This is a genomic window from Collinsella sp. TF06-26, from assembly GCF_002232035.1.
In the GTDB taxonomy this organism is placed as follows: domain Bacteria; phylum Actinomycetota; class Coriobacteriia; order Coriobacteriales; family Coriobacteriaceae; genus Collinsella.
In genome coordinates this window covers 79,938-98,043 of sequence record NZ_NKXR01000001.1, presented here as the reverse complement: position 1 = coordinate 98,043, position 18,106 = coordinate 79,938, and the positions used below count along the sequence as shown (strand labels likewise).

Below are 18,106 nucleotides of genomic sequence, written 5' to 3'. Positions count from 1 at the left end.
TCCTTTCAAAATAACGGGCCGGGCTCCCGAACGTGCGGGACGCCCGGCCCAAAAAGCCAACGAGAACGGGACTACACGATTTGATTCACGTGCGTCTCGTCGTCGAACTTGGCGGCACCGGGCTCAACGTCCTGGGGAGCAGCGGCGTCGACCAGAGCCTGCTTGAGCTCGGTGTACTGACGCTCGACTTCGCCCTCGGCCCAGACCTGGTCGGCAATGGCGTCGACCTGGCAGGCGGAGAACTTGTCCTCGGGCGTATGCGAGACCGGGTCGACCTTGTGCATGGTCAGCTCGTTGCACTTACCGATCCACCACTGGTAGGTCATATAGACCGTGCCCTTGTTGATGCGGTCGCTCACGTCGGCGCGGCTGTATACCTGGCCGCGGCGGCTGTGAATCGAGACGATGTCGCCGTTCTTGATACCACGCGCCTGGGCGTCCGCGGGATTCATGCGGACAAAGCCGGGCTCGTCGGCGAGCAGCGCCAGCGTCTTGCAGTTGCCAGTCATCGAGCGGCAGCTGTAGTGGCCGACCTCACGGACGGTGCACAGGATGAGCGGGTACTCATCGTCGGGAAGCTCGGAGGGCGCCTCCCAGTCGTGCGCCATCAGGTTGGCGCGGCCGTCCTTGGTGGTGAACTTGCCACCAGCGAACATGTCGGGCGTACCGTGGTCGTTCACATCGGTGCTCTTGACCGGCCACTGGGCGTAACCGCCCTCGGGAGCCATCTTCTCGTAGGTTGCGCCCACAAAGTTGGGGCACAGGCTAATGCACTCGTTCCAGATCTGCTCGGTGTTGTCGTAGTGCATGGGGTAGCCCATGCGCGTGGACAGGTCCGCGAAGATCTCCCAGTCGTGGCGGCACTCGCCCTTGGGCGGAACGGCCGCGTCAAAGTGCTGGAAGCTACGGTCGGATGCGGTAAAGACACCCTCGTGCTCGCCCCAAGAGGTAGCAGGCAGGATGACGTCGGCGAGCATAGTCGTCTGCGTCATAAAGATGTCCTGGCAAATGAACAGATCCAGCTCGGAGAGCGTCTTGCGCATTCCGGCCGAATCGGGCTCGGTCTGCACCGGGTCCTCGCCGTAGTTGTAGAAGCAGTGCACCTTGCCCTCGTCGACCAGGTGGCCCAGGTCGGTGAGCTTGTAGCCCTCCTCGAGCGGGAGCTTTTCCTCGGGCACGCCCCAAGCCTTGGCAAACTTGGCGCGAACGGCGGGGTCGGTGACTTTCTGGTAGCCAGGGTACAGGTTGGGCAGCATGCCCATATCGCAGGAGCCCTGGACGTTATTCTGACCGCGCACGGGCGCGAGGCCGGAATTGGGTTTGCCGATCTGGCCGGCAACGCAGGCGATGGAGGCGATGGTGTGCACTGTCTTCAGGTTCTGCTTCTGCTGGCATACGCCCATGCCCCAGCCAATGATGGCAGAAGGCTTCGCCGTGGCGTACATCTCGGCAGCTTGGTGGATCAGCGCGGGATCGACACCCGTGATGTCCTGTACGGATTCGGGAGTGTAGTTCTTGATGGTCTCCCACCACTCGTCAAAGCCGTTCGTGTGCTCGGCGACGAATTCCTTATCGTAGAGGCCATCGTTGACCAGACAGTTGGCAAAGGCGTTGAGGAACGCGACATTGCAACCGTTCTTGATCGGAAGGTAGATATCGGCGATACGCGCGGTTTCGATATGGCGCGGGTCGGCGACGATGATCTTGCAACCCTTTTCTTTGGCTCGCACGATACGCCTTGCGACGATGGGGTGCGAATCGGCAGGGTTATAGCCGAAGAGGAAAATGCAGCCCGCATCCTCCATACCGGGGATGGAGCATGACATGCAACCTGAACCAACCGTGTCCATCAGACCGAGGACAGTAGGGCCGTGTCAAGTACGAGCGCAGTTGTCTACGCTGTGGGTGCCGATGCACGCACGCGTAAACTTCTGCATGACGTAGTTCGCCTCATTGCCGCCGCCTCGCGAAGAGCCGGTGGTCATGACAGCGTTAGGACCATATTCGTCAATTATGGCCTGCATCTTAGATGCGGTGAAATCCAGTGCCTCGTCCCAGCTTACGCGCTCAAGATCCGCGCCCTTGGTGCGGCGGATCATCGGGTGCAGTACGCGAGGAGTCAAGATCTTGGTGTCGTTGATGAAGTCGTAGCCGCTCATGCCCTTAAGGCACAGCTCGCCCTGATTGGTGATGCCGTTGAGCGGTTCGGTACCCACGACCTGGCCGTTTTGGACCAAGAGGTTAAACTGGCAACCGGCACCGCAGTACGGGCAGATCACTTTATGCTTCTCCATGACACCCTCCTTCCTTTCTCTGCTACCGATTAATCGGTACGTATTTGACAATCGTCGGGCCTGTATGGCCGCCCGCCTACGCCTCGTTTTCGATGGTGGCGCGGGCACGCTCGGCGGTCAGCTCCGCCAAGCGCTCCTCGTCTACCAGGGTGAGGCCCTTGGTCGGGCACGCCTCGGCACACGCCGGACCGCCGGGACGGTCCACGCACAGGTCGCACTTGAGCACGAAGCTCTTAGTCTGCGAACCCACGCGCACGTCGCCCATCAAGACGGGGACCTGCGTGGTCGCCACGCTCACGGCGCCAAAGGGGCAGGCCATGACGCAGCTCTTGCAGCCGATGCAGTTGTCCTCGTTGACGCCGATGCGATGGTTCTTTGGATCAAAGAACAAGGCGCCCGTGGGGCAGGCCTTAGCGCACGGGGCATCCTCGCAGTGATGGCAAGCCACCGGTGCGGAGATCTCGTACGTACGCGTCACGCGCAGACGCGGCGCGGCAATGTTGCCGGGGATGTCGTGTGCCTCGATACACGCTGCCATGCAGGTTTGACACCCAATGCAGCGCGAGGAATCGGCTACGACTCGTTTATTGCCCATGTTGTTCACTCCCTCCTGAATCCCATGCCGGAGAGACCCTGTCGACGTTGCCCCGGACCGCCCGTGGTCCGGCATCGGCGTATCGAGAGCATGCGGCGAAACAGGCACTCGGTAGAATATCTCCAACGGTATACAGGTTAAATATACGCAGTTGCAGGGGGTAAACTTGAGCATAGGCCCTGCATTACGGGTGTATTGCAGGGGTTTGGGCTGGTTAGGATTATTCTCAATAGGATATAAAAGCGAGTGTATTACACGCGTACGCCCAACAAAGATTTCACGCTCGCTTCTGAAGGATGTAGTACGTTTGTAATAATGTTCACACCCAATTACTCGAGTGCAATAAAGTAGTTGTTATAAGATTGGCAATTACTAGCCGAAGCTGTATTTGACTATTCATATTGCACGCTCATTAAGGGAGGCCAGTGATGTCATCGACTCAAAAACGAGCCATCCTGCAGGTGCGCATTCGCGAGGAAGACAAGCAGCATGCTGAGCGTCTCTACGACGCCATGGGCACATCGCTCGCCGAGGCCGTACGTCTTTTTGTCGCGCAGAGCATTTTGATGCGTAAGCTCCCCTTTCAGCCGGTCGCAGTACGATCAAAAGACGGCACCGCCGCCTATGGATCGCTCAAAGCATATGGGGACCCCAATCGCCGCTCCAAGGAGCGCAATGCTTGGATTGAATACCTTGCTACAGAAAGCGACGATTCGATTTTGGGTCCCGAGGAAGTAGATATCTATGAGTAGCACCATCATCGACGAGACCGTCATCCTGCGCTATCTGCTCGACGACGACGAGGTCCTGTCGCCGCGCGCTGCCAAGGTCATCGCCACGCGCACCGCTCGCGTCTACCCCGAGATCATCACGCGCGTCGTGGTCACGCTGCGCGACGTCTATAAGGTTCCACGCGTTGAGATTGCTGCGGCCATGAAAAGGCTGCTCGATGACGTCATGGTCGACGAACCCACCGTTGTCGCCCTTGCCGTCAAACTCTTTGGCAAGACCCATATGGACTTTACCGACTGCCTCCTCGCAGCCCGAACCGCCATCTACAACGATGATGTCGTGAGCTTTGGCAAGCCCATCATCCAAGGCATGATCGATTACCGCCGTAAGCGCCAAACCGCAGCCGAAGCCCGCAGCCGCAGCATCGACTCCACCATCGACAAGCTCCGCCACCGCTCCCGCAGCTAACCCCATGCTCACCTAAGTTGCGGTGAAATAGTTCCTAGATTAGGCTTATTCGCGCTTTTCAGAAATTAATTCACCGCAACTTCCAGGTTGGCCATCCGAAACTGGCAGCCTTGGACCGCGAATCCTACTGTTCGCCACAAAATGGGCCTATCTACTACGTTTAACCGATTACCCTCGACCATACAGAAATCCGAAATATCAAAACAGCTGGTAGACGGCTTGCCGATTTTCCGAAACTGCTGCTATGGTCGTCCCCTGCAGGCCAAACGTAGTAGATGGGCCGCTTTCGTGGCTCAACACCAGACCAGTCATTTTGGGGCAGGGCTTTTTTGACCACATTTCCCAGCCGATCGCTAGAGCAGTCAAAAAGCCCGCTCCAAATTAGCTACCCCGGCCTTTAATGGGCCCGCAAAAGCCAAAAGACAGTCCGTATTTAACCGCAACTTAGGTGGGCGCGGAGCGGGTTCGATTCCCGTCGCCCGGCGCGTAAACGAAAACAGCTCTGATCCCCAAAGGAAACCAAAGCCGTTAAAACAATTCTTATGGAGCGGGCGACGGGAATCGAACCCGCGTCATCAGCTTGGAAGGCTGGGGTTCTACCATTGAACTACGCCCGCAAGATATGGTCGGGACGACAGGATTTGAACCTGCGACATCCTGCTCCCAAAGCAGGCGCGCTACCAAACTGCGCCACGTCCCGAAGGTGTTGAGCAGCTAAGGTCTAAACCTTGCGTGTCCCAAAGCGAAGGAAATTATAGGGGAGACTCCCCGCCTGTGCAAGCGACGATACCCTAGCTCCTCGAATGTACGACAAACCGACTGTGGAGCAGGCCGATCACAAACGCCACCACGGCAACCGGCGCCCACGCGGCTCCAATGTCTGCCAGCGGCAGCGCATCGAACGGCAGCCACGCGCCCGTAAAGAACGCATCGCGGACCGAGGTAATCACGCTCTGCACTGCGACAACGCCGCCGACCCAGACCCACACCTGCGGATGAGCGTCGCAAAAGCCGTGCACCAGGCCCATCAGTACCAGCACGATGGCAACGGGATACAAGGCGTTGAGCATGGGCACCGAGAACATAAGAATCACGTCGAGGCCCACGTTGGAGAGCACGCACGAAAACGCTGCGAACACAAAGGCGAGAACCGCAAAGGGACGGCGCATGGCCTCCTCAGAGGCCTCCGCTCCCCCTTCGACCACATACGTCTCGCAGAAGTAACGCGAGCAGCAGCTGATGAGGCCGATGCACACGTTCATGCAGGCGAGGAAGAAGATGGCGAAGACCACGACCGTGCCGGCAAGCCCAAAATGCATGGAGGCCGAACGGGCGAGGATGGCGGCGCCGTTGGTAGCGTCGGGCATCACGGTGCCGAGCTGCGCGCCGGCAAGCGCCAGGCCGCAGTAGATGATGGCCATGAGCACGCCGGCGATCACGCCGGAGCGCGAAATCTCGAAGGCCACGCGCTTGTCATCGGTAACGCCCAGCTCGTGGATGGTCTCGGCGATGATGATGCCAAAGGCGAGCGACGCGAGCAGGTCCATGGTCTGGTAGCCGGTCAAAAAGCCCTGCACGGCAGCACCGGCATCATAGGGAGCCTGCGGCGCGGCGGCGGGGCCCAGCGGCGAGACCATGGCGGCACCCACGACCAATACGATAAGGGCAATGAGCGCGGGGCCCGTAATGCGGCCGAGCACGCGTGTGATGACGCCCGGGCGCAGCGTGAGCGCAAACGCGACGACGAAGAAGCCGACGGCAAACACCAGGCGCGCCGTGCCGAGCGAGACGCCCTCGGGCAACAGCGGCACCAGCATCTCGAAGGCCGTGGAACTCGTACGCGGAATGGCCAGACACGGGCCAATGGCCAGATACACCGCCGCGACAAAGAACTCGCCAAACTTGGGGTGCACGCGGCCAGCAAGCTCGCGCGCCGTTCCGGCAAGCGCCACGGCGATAAAGCCCATGACGGGCAGGCCGATGGCGGCGATGAGAAAGCCGAACATGGCGACCGGCGTGGCGGAACCTGCCTGCAGCGCCAGCAGCGGCGGAATAATGAGGTTGCCGGCGCCAAAGAGCATCGAGAACAGAGCGATGCCGACGGTGACGACATGGTCGGAGCGCAGACCGCGCGGAGCGGATGAAGCCATGGGACCACCTTTCGAGTCAAAACAAAAACGGGACGGGCAAAAGACCCGTCCCGCAAGTATATACGCTTTAGCAGACTAAATCGCGCAAAGCTTCAATCTAGCCGCCCCTTTTGAGCCGTTATGTGTCCGAGCGACGGCGACGCAGCAGCTCGAGTCCCAGCGCGACAAGCGCAACGGCGCCTCCAGCGACGGCGACGGCCAATGGCGCACGATCGCCCGTGTCGGCGAGCTGCTGAGCGCTCGACTTGGAAGATTCCTTCTTGCCGGAGTTTTCCGCGCCCGATGCCTTTGCCTTATCAGCTGCGGAGTCATCCGAACTACCGGGTTTTGTCGGATCCTTTGAATCCGGCTGGTCGGAATCGGGCGTTCCGGGCTTTTCCGGCTCTGGCTTGCTCGGGTTGTCAGGCTCAGGCTTATCCGGGTTATCCGGGTCCGGCTTGTCCGGCTGATCAGGCTCCGGTTTGTCGGGCTCAGGCTTGCCCGGATCAGGCTGGTCAGGCTCGGGCTTGTCCGGGTCCGGCTTGTCCGGATCGGGTCCATCGGGCTTGTCCGGATCGGGAACCACCGGGTCCGGGTCGACAGGCTCCTGCTTCTTCTTCACCGTCAGCGTACCGGGCTCAACCGTGACATCGAAGTTCGGGTCGGCGACCGTCGCCCCGATCTGGTACTCGCCCGCCGGGGAACTCTCATCGGCGACGCAGGAGTACTCGACCTTCACGCCCGAGGTATCAGCCGAGCTCTTTAGGCTCGAGGTAAAGGCGGGATTCATCTCTCCCTCGAAGCGTTCAACATCGTCGACCTTTACCTTAAGCTTCGCCGGTGAAATCTTGAACTTGCGCGAGGCGGCGCCGATATACCCGTCGCTTCGCAGCGTGGCAACGGCGCGATACGTGCCGGCATCGGTCGGGGCCTCACTCGACGAATAGTGCGTGCCGCCCGTCCCGTAGTACCTAACCCTCAGGTCACCTTCGCAGGCCTTGGGAACCCCCGTGACCTTGGGCGCTTGAGCATCACCGCTATAGACGAAGTTGCCGCCCTCAAATGCAAGCTCGACCCGCTTCGACTGAACGACCAGAATGAAGTGCGCGGTCACGGTCTTGCCATGAGCGTCCTTGCACGTGATGTCAAAGGTAGACACCCCGGCCTTGGACGGGGTGCCCGAGAGCGTCAGACCGCCCGATGTGCGGGTGAGCTTAAACCCGTCGGGGAGCTTAGCGTCGTCCCACGTGTACTCATACGGAGCTTCGCCGCCCGCGGCACCCGAAATCGTCGCGCGATACGTGCTATGCGCACGTGAGACCGGCAGCAGACCGCCGTTGAACACGAGGGCATCCCGGGGCACAACGGAAACGACGGCGCGATCGCTGTCCGCCTGCGCCTCGGTGCCGAGATAGCGCTGAGTGACGCGGCAGAAATACTCGCCAGCGCAATCGTCATCGAGACACTCGATGAGGAGCGACTCCCCCGTCTCGCCCTCGAGCGCCACGGCCTCGCCGCCCACCATGTGGAACCACTGATAGGAAAGTTCGACATCGGCGGCGGAACCCGTGGACGAGAACGCGTGGTCGAGGACGCCCTTGCCCGCCTCGGCAGCAACCGAGAGCACGGCAGCATCGCCCTCGTGGGCGCTCGCATCCTGCGGCTGGGCGATCATCTTCGGAGCGTCCGCCTTCACGAACTCGAATGTGACCTCCTGCGACGCGGTGACGCCACTCAGCGAGACCTCGTACGCTCCACCCTCATAGTCGGAGATATCGAGATCGACGGCCTTGTCCGAGCCGGCTTCCGTGACCGTCACTCGCTCGAGGTAGCAGCCCTCGTCGGGCGTCGCCGAGAGCGTCACATCTCCGCCCGCATCAACGGTGACGGAAGCGTTGTCAACCGAACCGTTGACCGCCTCTGCCGTCACCTCAAAGCGCTCGGGCTTGTCCGGGTTATCGGGCTCGGGGTTATCCGGATTGTCCGGGTCCGGAACCACCGGGTTGGGATTGACGGGCTCCTGCTTCTTTTTCACCGTCAGCGTTCCGGGCACGACCTCGACATCGAAGTTCGGGTCGGCGACCGTCGCGCCGATCTGGTACTCGCCAGCAGGAGAGCTCTCATCGGCATCACAGGAGTACTCGACCTTCACACGCGAAGTGTCAACCGCACTCTCCAGGCTCGAGGTAAACGCTGGGTTCGCCTCTCCCTCGAAGCGCTCGGCGTCGTCAACCTTCACCTTGAGCTTTGCCGGAGCGATCTCGAACTGGCAGGTAGCGGCACCGATGTAGCCGTGGCTGCGCAGCGTGGCGACAGCGCAGTACGTGCCGGCATCGGTCGGGGCCTCCGTCGAGGAATATTGCGTGCTTCCGGTACCGAAGTACCAGACCCTAAGGTCGCCCTTGCAGACCTTAGGGGCACCGGAAACTTCAGGCGTCTGCGGTGCGCCATTAAAGGTATAGTCGCCATCCGTAAACGTAAGTATTACGTGCTTTGCCTGGACAACGAGCGCAAAGCGGGCGGTCATGGCCTCGCCACGAGCATCCCTGCACGTGACATCAAAGGCGGAAACGCCCGTCTTGGACGGGATGCCCGAGAGCGTCAGACCGCCCGGTGTACGGGAAAGCTTGAGCCCGTCGGGGAGCTCCGTCTCATCCCATGCGTACTCGTACGGAGCCTTGCCGCCCGTGGCCCCGGCAATCGTGGCGATGTACGTGTCGTGCGCACTCGCTGCCGGTAGCAGGTCGCCGTTGAACACAAGGGTGTCCCAGGCAACGACGGAGACGGAGACGCAATCACTGTCCGTCTGCTTCTCAGTACCAAGGTAGCGCTGAGTGATGCGGCAGAAATACTCGCCGGCCAGCTCGTCGTCGAGGTCCGCGAGCGAGAGCGTCTCCCCCGTCTCGCCCCCGAGCGCCACGGCCTTGCCATTCACCATGCGGAACCACTGGTAGGAGAGCTCAACCTCGGCAGCGCAACCCGTGGACGAGGCCGCGTGGTCGGCGACGTTCTTGCCTGCCTCGGCAGCGACCGAGAGCGCGACGGTATCGCCCTCGTGGACGCTCACGTCCTGCGCCTGCGCGACCACACGCGGAGCGTCCGCCTTCGCAAACTCGAACGTGACCTCCTGCGATGCGGTGACATCGTTCAGCGTGACCTCGTACGCCCCGCCCTTGTAATCAGAAATGTCGAGGTCAACGGTCGCATCCGAGCCGGCCTGCACGACCGTCACGCGCTCGAGGTAGCAGCCCTCGTCGGGCGTCGCCGAGAGGGTCGCGTCCCCGCCCTCAACAACCGAAACCAAAGCATTGTCGACCGAACCGTTGACTGCCTTCGCCGTCACCTTGTAGTGCTCGGGCTTCTTCTTGACCGTCAGCGTGCCGGGGTCGACCGCGACATCAAAGTTCGGATCGGCGACCGCCGCGTCGATCTGGTACTCACCCGCTGGCGATTTCTTATTCGCCGAGCAGAAGTACGTGACCTTTACGTCCGAGGTGTCGCAACGGCTCACCAAGCTGGAAGTAAACTCGGGATTTTCCTGGCCCTCAAAGCGCTCGGCATCGTCGACCTTCACCAGCAACTGGGCAGGTGCAACGGAAACCGACAACCCGACGTCCTCGGCGGCAAGATAGTTTCGAGACGCCTTGGCATGGGCGACAACACGTGCCGTACCGGCGGCCTTCACCGTCGCGCAGCGTCCCTTAATCGAAACCGGGCCCGCATCGTCATCGGAATCAACCAGCTCAAAGCTCACGGGAGTCTGGGCAACGTTATTAAACACAATGGGGTCTCCACCGTAAACACCCGAATAGCTCGTCGTTCCCATAATGACCTGGCTTGCCTTTGTAATCGAGAACTCGGCGGACTTTTTACCCTGATAGTTGGGGTCAGTCACCTTAACCGTGACGCGGTAGTTGCCACTGTCGCACGGCTCCAGCGCCGTCGGACCATAGGACGTTCCATCTATACCGCGATAGGCAACGGAATAGGCAGACGCATCAAGGCCGGCAACCGCAACCGCCGCACCGTGTCGTGCGCCATCGTATGTCACATCAGACGTCTCGATCGAAATATCGACCGGGGCCTTCTCAATCGTGAAGTCACAGGAGGCATTACCGACATATCCCTTGGCATCGAGCGTCGCCACCGCACGATACGTGCCGGCATCCACCGGCGCCTGATCCGACGAGTAATGTGTGTCACCCGTGCCAACATAGGTCAGTTTGACATCGTCCTCGCAACCCTCGGGCACGCCCGAGAGCTCCGGGGCCTGCGCCGTCGCGTTGTAGGTAAAGGTCTGGCCCTCAAATGCAAGCGGGGCTTTCTTCGCCTTCACGAGCAGCGCGAAGTGCGCATCGCACTTGTTGCCCAGGTCATCAGTGCACCTAATCTTGAAGCGACACACACCCGTGGCCGCAGGCACGCCCGAGAGCACCAAGGCGCCCGATCCGTCATCTGCCAGCGTCAGCTGCATGCCCTCAGGAACCTCAACATCATCCAAGTTGTACGCATACGGCGCCTTGCCGCCCATAGCGCCGGCAATCTGCGCGCGGTATTCATCGTGAGCGGTCGCCACCGGCAGCACGCGCCCGTTAAACACAAGTGCTTCTCGGGGCACGATGGATACCTTCGCATGTTCGGTATCCGTCTTTGCCACCGTGCCCAGGTAGCTCTGCGTAATGCGGCAGAAGTACTCGCCTTCGCCGTCGCTGTCGAGCTGGGCGATCGAAAGAGTCTCCCCCGTCTCGCTCTTCAGCGCCACCGCCTTGCCGCCATCGTCAGACACGCGATACCACTGGTAGCTCAGCTTGACGTCTGCAGCGGATCCAGATGACACGGCCGCATGGACGCGAACGTTGCGCCCCGCCTCGGCGACGACCGAAAGCTCAACCGGATCGCCCTCGTAAGCACTCGCATCCTGCGGCTGAGCGAGCACCTCCGGAGCCGCAGCCTTCACGAATTCAAACGTAACCTGCTGCGGAGCACTCACGCCACTCAGTGTGACCTCGTACGCCCCACCCTTATAGTCAGAAATATCAAGGTCATAGGCATTGCCGGCCGAACCGTCATCACCTGCCTCTTCGGCAACGGTCACGCGCGTCAGGTAGCAGCCCTCATCGGGCGTCGCCGAAAGCGTCACCTTACCATCCGTAGCGACCAAAGCAGACTCCGAATCAACCGATCCGTTGACCGCTCGGGCCGTCACCTTGTACTTGGGCGCCTCCGCAAAGCGCGCCTCGACGGTCATATTGTCCTCGGGGACAAACGTCCAGGTAGTATCCGTGTTCAGCGGCTCATCGCCCAACGACCCGTCGTCATTGCGCGCATACCACCCATCGAACACATACCCCGCATCGGGAACGGCAGTCAGGGTCGTGGACTCACCGTTCTCGACTTCGTTGGTCACGGCATAGCCCAGAGATTCGTCCTCGGAGGAACCCTCGACGTGTCCGCCCTGACGCGGATCAACCGCCGTCACCGACATCGTCGCCCGTTCATAAACGGCCGTAAAGGTTCGGTTGCCAAACACCACGCGGTTAATGACCGGCGTAAAGCCAACGGGCATGCCGTTCTCATCGACCCAGTATTTAAACTTCCAACCCTTATGCGGCACGGTAAACATAATCGCCGCGGAGTGGTAGGAGCCACCCGTACCGAGCGCTACCATCGAAAAGCCAGCATCCTTAGGATACGTAGCGACCTGAACATCGCAGCCCGTCTCGTAGAACACGGCCGTAAGCTGCCTATTCTCCTTTGCGGTACCGATATAGAACGCGCTGTAGCTCACCGTGACACCCGCATCGTCGACCCAATGAGAGAAGTGGTACTTCTTCCACGGGATCGCAATCGCCATAAACATGTCGCCCCTGTCGTAGGACCTGCTGCCGGCAGGAATGCCGTCGACAAGAAGGGCCGTACCGCGGAAGATGGACGAGCCAGTGACGGTAATGGTCACCTGTCCATCGGATTCGAACTGCGCGTAGTACGTTATGTCCTGCGTGGCGGTCACATCGAGGGTCGTCGCGGTCTCGACAATCGAGGTGCCCTCCTTATCGGTGCTCCAGCCCACAAAGCGATAGCCCATACCGGCAACAGCGGACAGTTCCACCTGGTCGCCCACGGCAAAGCTACCGCTGCCCGTAACACGGCAGCCCCTGTTCGAAGTCTTGTCCTTCACCACGACCTCGCCCGTAACGGTCACCTCGTACGGATCGGCAAACACGGCCTGGAGCTCCAACGTATCGTCCTCGAGCCCCTCGACCATATCCTTGTCGAGCTTAACCCAGCAATGGGCGTCGCAGCTCAGCAGCAACTTGTTGCCCTCGGCATTCAGGACATACCAACCGGCAAATCGCTTGGTACCCATAGGCGTAGCGTTGAGTTCGACCGTATCACCGAATTGATAGGAGCCCTCGCCGCTCAGGGTGCTAACGCTATCGTCACTCGCGCTCAAAACGACCTGATAGGACTTAGGCGTAAAGGTCGCTGTATAGGTGGCGTCACCCGCGACCTTAACGGTATAGTCGGCGTTCTCGCTGGCTGTCTCGCCCTTGTCGTCCGTCCAACCCGCAAACGAATACCCGGTGTTGGCGATCGCACGAAGCGTTGCGCGGTCGCCAGCCTCATAGCCACCAAAGCCGCTCACGGCTCCGCCCTCGGCAGGCGAAGCAACGGTATGCACGACATACGAACCCGACGCAAAGACGGCATAGAGCGACGTATCCTCACGCACGGCAAATCGATAGGTTTTCTTGGAGCTCACGCATGTGCCGTTACGGAACCAGCCCACAAAAGCCGTATCCTCGGCGGCGACCGCACGCACGGTTGCGACCTGCCCGGCGGCATACGCCCCCGCGCCCTCGACCGTGCCCATGCTCTCTTCGCAGGAGACGTCCACCGTATATTGCTTTGCCGAGAACACGGCCTGGAGCGTCGTGTCGGACGTTGGCATCACGTGATAGGTACTGTCACGGCTTACCACGGCGCCCGAAGCATCGGCCCAATACTCAAACGCATAGCCCGAAAGCGCATGCGCGGTCAGCGTGGCGGCATGCCCCGCCTCAACGGTACCCGTGCCCTCGACCCAGCCGGCGACACTCGATTCGACCAGCGAACCGGTGCCGGAATCGACTACCGTCGTGGCGTCGACGTCATAGCTTTTCGCCATAAAGCGAGCGACGTGCACATGGCTGCGCTCCTGGTGGCAGGTGAACTCCGCATCGGCAGACTCAAACGTGCCGTCTGCCGTATACCAACCAGTAAAGACATAACCGGGATTGGGCGTTGCCTTAAGGGCAACCTCCGCGCCGCGGTCCGCAAGAACGCGGCTCGCCTTGACGGTGCCGCCCTCCGCAGGATCAGCGAGGGGCACGCAGACGGTATCGATAGGCACAAAGCCCGCGGTAATAACGCAGTGCCCGGTTTTACCGCGAGCCTTCGCAACCAACGAGGTCTCGTGCTTAAGGCTCTTCAGGCGGCCATTGACGTACCAACCCCAGAACAAAAAGCCAGGATGGGCCTTGGCCGTCAAATGAAGGGTTTCCCCTAATTTGAACGTATCGGTCGTAGGCTTCACCACGGTCCCATTGCACGTCACGGTACCGCCGAGCCATGAATCGGCGGTGACGATGACCTCGGGTTTTGAGTCGGTAAAAATCGCGGTATAGGTATCGCTCTTGGTGACCTTGACGACCAGCTCGGCGGTATCGTACTCCTTACCGGAGCCATCCTTCCAATGGTCAAAACGATAGCCGTCGTTGGCCTTTGCCTTGAGCATCACCGTATCGCCGTAGCCACAGGTAACAGAAGATGCCCCCGGGTGCCCCTCGATCTCAACGGCACCGCGCTCAACAAAGGTCTTTTTTGCCTTCGCCGTCACGGTATACGTGTTTTCCTCAAACACCGCACGCACCGCGCATTCCACGTCCTCGGGATAGAACTCGAGGTAGCTGGGATCGGTGCCCAAAAGCAGGTCCGTCTTGGCGTCGTACCAGCCCTTAAAGGTAAATTGTTTGCTCGCCTCGGCCGTGAGCTCAATGCTCAGCGTGGCAGGCTCGCCCTTCATGCAGTAGCCCTCGCCGTGCACCAAATATTTGCCCGCCATGGCCGCGGCCGGCTCAACGACAACGTCCACCTTGCAGGCACGCGTAAACTTTGCCTGGATCACGCAGTCGGTAATGGGCTCAAAGGTATAGGAGCGCTCGCTCGAAACCAGCGTCGAGGTGGCATCCGAGCCGCCGTTGCTCAGATACCAGCCGTCGAAGATATAGCCCTCGGATGTGGCGGCCTCCGCGGTCACGCGCTCGCCTTCGGGAACCTCGAGTACCATGCCGGCAGTCTCGCCGCGCTTCAGCGTAACGGTACCGCCCTCGAGCGGGTCGGCATCGGCACGCACAGTGTGCGCATCCCTGCCGTCCATCACAGCCTCGATCCGAGCATTCCCGTTAACGCGGTATTCGCAAACTTCCTGCTTGTTGGCAATCGTGATGCCCTGTGCATCGGTTTCGCGCCATTCTACAAACCGGTATGTTTTCTCCGGATTGTCGGGGCGTAACTTGGGGCGCACCGTAAACGTGAGAATGTCCCCATCCTTTGCGCGAACCTTGCCATCCACGACTGGCACGCCATCGCACAGCACCTCGGCGCTATCGAAGGGATCGGTATTCACCAGAATGGTCTTGTCCGCCTTGCGGAAGCGCGCAACCAGATGGCGGTCGACCTCGGCCTTGAAGATATACGTGCGCTCGGGCGAAACCTCGATGCCGTCCTCAAGCCATCCCACAAAGGCATAGTCGGGACCCTCGCTCGCAGTGACCATAGCCTGATCGCCACGCGTAATGCTCTGCTTTACGGGGCTTGCGGTGCAGCCTGTCGAAAAATCGGCCTGAATGCCATCGGCTTCGGCAACCGCCGTAATCTCGACTTTTTTCTCGAAAACGGCCGTCATTTTTACGACCTCGGGCGTCAGGTCCGTGATCGTCATCGTCTTGAGAGGAGATGTCGAGACCTCGACACCGTTCTCTTTCCAACATACGAAGCGATAGCCGGGATTTGCGACAGCCTCGAGCGTGGCGACCGTCCCCTCATAGTGAATACCGCTTCCGGTAACGACGCCGCCCACCTCGGGCTGCGCGGTGGCAATTATTTCGATCTTATGGTCGCCATGAGGCTTGGGCTTCTTGTGGTCGTCGATGATGTCCTTGATCTCCTTGAGTACTTTGGTGCCCACAGCGGCAACATCCTCAATGTTGTCGGCCATACCGATCTCAATCACCGCGTCGGCCGCGATGGGGTCGACAATCTCGCCCAAGCCATACATGGTAGCGAGAACGGCCGCAGCCGTTATCGCGGCGATGAGCGCGGCCTTCAGCGCCGCGAGCGACTCGTCGGGGCCAGTCGCCTCACGGAAATGCGCGGTGTACTGCACATCCCCCTCGAGCACAAACGTATAGGACGGACCATCGTCGCTGGTAAAGACAACGTTGCCGAGGGCATCGGTCGCGTAGTCAAACACATAGCCGGGTAACGGGACCGCCACGACCGTTACGCGTGACCCGATGCCGTACAGACCGGTGGAAAGGAACTGTCCGAGCGGCTGCCCGTTCTCATCGACCCCGTCCGCACTCAGGACCACGCTCGCCTGCGGAGCGCAGTAGCGCGGAGTGATCTCGATCTTGGAGTCGCTCTCATCCTCGGACACAGTCGCGTCCGCCTCGTTCACCGTATAGGTAAAGTCGAGCTGATCGCTCACGGCGTAGGCGTCATCGCCCTCACCCAGATACCAGCCCAGGAACAGCGCGTTATCCGTGGCGGCAGAAAGGTCGACCGTCTCGCCGGCATTGCGATAGCAGCTTTGAACGGTAACACTCAGGTGCGCATAGTCCTGTGACGAATCGGTCGCCTGCGCATCGTTGACATGCACCGCATAGTCCTTGAGCTTAAAGCGAGCCTCCAGGGACAGGTCCTTATCCGGCGTAAACGTGTAGACCGTCTCTTTGGAGATGTACTTGCCGGACTCGGTGTCATACCAGCCCTTAAAGGTAAGGTTGTCGTTGAGCATCCCCAAAGCACCGGCATCGAGCGTGACCTCGGCGCCCGCATCGATCGTCGTCACGCCGGAAACATCGGGCAGCTCAACGCCGTCCATCAGCTTGCGTTCGCCTTTATCGATCGTTTGGGCATAGGAGATCTGGAACGACGTCGGCTCAGGCTTCTTAAGCTGTAGCGTGCCCTTGGTCTGGGTTTCAAAATGTGAATAGCCATCGTCATACACGAGCTTTACGGGCTGTCCGTCCATCGACTCATCGAAGACGTCACCGTCGCGGGGAGTCGCCGTTAGGTACTCACCCAGTTCTTCCTTTATGAGGGCTTCGTAGTTCCAAATCGATACCGTATGCGGGTAATCGAGCTCGACGCTCATGCCCTCGAGCGAAATGGTGTCCCCCGGCTCATAGGTCATGTTGTTGGGGTCGCATGAGATCTCAACGTTCTCGAGCACCTTGCCCACCGGGACGGGCAGGCAGCCGTTGCACCTCTCCCAAACAGCTTTGGGATGCCCGTTAGCATACTTCGGAATCATCTTGGCGGGGACCATGACGGTCATGTTGTATTTGGGGAACGTGTCGGTGTTAATGAGCACCTCATGGTTGCATCCAAAGAACACGGTCTCGAGATTGGTACTGCCAAACGCCTTTTCCGGCAACTCCTCGATCTTGGAGTTATATGGCAGCGTCAGCCCGCCGCTCAAGTCGGTGCCGTAGAAGCAGGTGTGGCCAAGCGTTTCGACCGTTGTGTTGCTCTCGAGCCCTGTGGTAGCAAGGTTCGAGCAGAACCTGAACGCGCAAACGCCAATCGATGTAATGGAGGTATTCTTGTCCAGGCCGGTATCGGTCAGAGCCTTGCAGCCTTCGTAGGCGCTGTCGGGAATCGACGTGAGGCCAACGACCTTGTCGAGTCCCGTCGACACCAGCCCACTCCCGGCAAACGCGGCGTCGCCCATAGAGCCAATGGTGGCAACCTCGTTGATGTTCAAACTCGTAAGCGACTTGCAGCCATAGAATGCCTCTTTTCCGATGTGACCGATAGTCATACCGGAAAGGCTGATATCGATGAGGTTCGGGCAGTTATAGAAGGCGTGTGTTCCGATTTTAGAAATTGAGCTGTTCTCAAAGCGCACTGAGCGCAGATTGGTCGAGTCGGCGCAGAGCTGTACGTCGACTAAATCCGTCCTGTAATCGATAATCAAATTCGTTACCATCCGACCGTCGACGGAGTTCTCGCGCGGGTTGTTCTCATCAATCTCTACCGTTACATTTCCGTCTGCATCGCACGGATACAGGTAGTAGTTCGGCATGAACTTGGCATACTCATAGACCGTTGGCTCGTACGTGAGGGCATCGACTTCGCTGTCGTCGGACGGGGACTCTGACGTTGCAGGCGAGCTCTTAGCAGCATCGAAATCGGTCGCAGCACTTGTGAGGTCCTGCGCTAGGCTCGTCCCGGGGGCGTCGGATGCCGCGCTGGATGAGTCGTCCTGCGTATTATTCTCTTGGTCGGAAGACGCAGATGAAGCGCTTTCGTCCGAAGGTGATGATTCATCGACCGCATCGGTATCGGAGCCCGAGTCGGTCTCTTGGGCCTCGCTCTCAGCGGCAAGCGCCCCGGCGTCATCGGCATAAGCCGCGCGGGGCGCAAGTGGTATCGAGGTCACGACCATCGCGACCGAAAGATAGACAACCAAAAACCTATAGAGGGCAGCAGTGATCCTGTTCATAGGAACCTTCCCGCAATTCGCAAAGATACAGAGTCCCAGAGTGGGCCATCATTTCACATTACCCTGTATAAGCGACAATGCGGGAAGGTAGCGCAAACGGTTTATCTAAGGGCGC

General features: G+C 60.0%; 6 protein-coding genes and 2 tRNA genes. 2 read left to right on the top strand and 6 right to left on the bottom strand.

Features of this window, described 5'->3' with window-relative positions; all coding sequences use genetic code 11:
- Window positions 1-71 precede the first annotated feature (71 nt).
- Entirely contained in the window at window positions 72-2,294 is a 2,223-nt protein-coding gene (gene fdhF, locus CHY22_RS10235) for a formate dehydrogenase subunit alpha (protein ID WP_089571628.1), read from the bottom strand.
- A 76-nt stretch (window positions 2,295-2,370) separates the two neighbouring features.
- Window positions 2,371-2,889 (bottom strand): 4Fe-4S dicluster domain-containing protein, encoded by a 519-nt coding sequence (locus tag CHY22_RS00395; protein WP_022095206.1) that lies wholly within the window; start codon window positions 2,887-2,889, stop codon window positions 2,371-2,373.
- Window positions 2,890-3,317: 428 nt separating this feature from the next.
- On the opposite strand from CHY22_RS00395, the gene CHY22_RS00390 reads away from it, so the two are divergent.
- Both CHY22_RS00390 and CHY22_RS00385 read left to right on the top strand, forming a co-directional pair.
- Entirely contained in the window at window positions 3,318-3,641 is a 324-nt protein-coding gene (locus CHY22_RS00390) for a type II toxin-antitoxin system RelB/DinJ family antitoxin (RefSeq protein WP_089571627.1), read from the top strand.
- Window positions 3,634-4,089: a hypothetical protein gene (locus CHY22_RS00385; protein WP_199408711.1), complete on the top strand. Its 456-nt coding sequence runs from the start codon at window positions 3,634-3,636 to the stop codon at window positions 4,087-4,089. The genes CHY22_RS00390 and CHY22_RS00385 overlap by 8 nt, the downstream gene beginning before the upstream one ends.
- Before the next feature lie 543 nt (window positions 4,090-4,632).
- Here CHY22_RS00385 and CHY22_RS00380 read toward each other — a convergent pair.
- The 4 genes from CHY22_RS00380 to CHY22_RS10025 form a co-directional block, all read right to left on the bottom strand.
- Window positions 4,633-4,706 (bottom strand) — tRNA-Gly (locus CHY22_RS00380).
- A gap of 6 nt (window positions 4,707-4,712) precedes the next feature.
- A tRNA-Pro gene (locus tag CHY22_RS00375) sits at window positions 4,713-4,789 on the bottom strand.
- 91 nt (window positions 4,790-4,880) lie between these two features.
- Window positions 4,881-6,239, bottom strand: coding sequence for a branched-chain amino acid transport system II carrier protein (gene brnQ, locus CHY22_RS00370; protein WP_089571626.1), 1,359 nt, complete (start codon window positions 6,237-6,239; stop codon window positions 4,881-4,883).
- A gap of 118 nt (window positions 6,240-6,357) precedes the next feature.
- Entirely contained in the window at window positions 6,358-17,991 is an 11,634-nt protein-coding gene (locus CHY22_RS10025; protein ID WP_089571625.1) for an MBG domain-containing protein, read from the bottom strand.
- Between the last annotated feature and the right edge of the window lie 115 nt (window positions 17,992-18,106).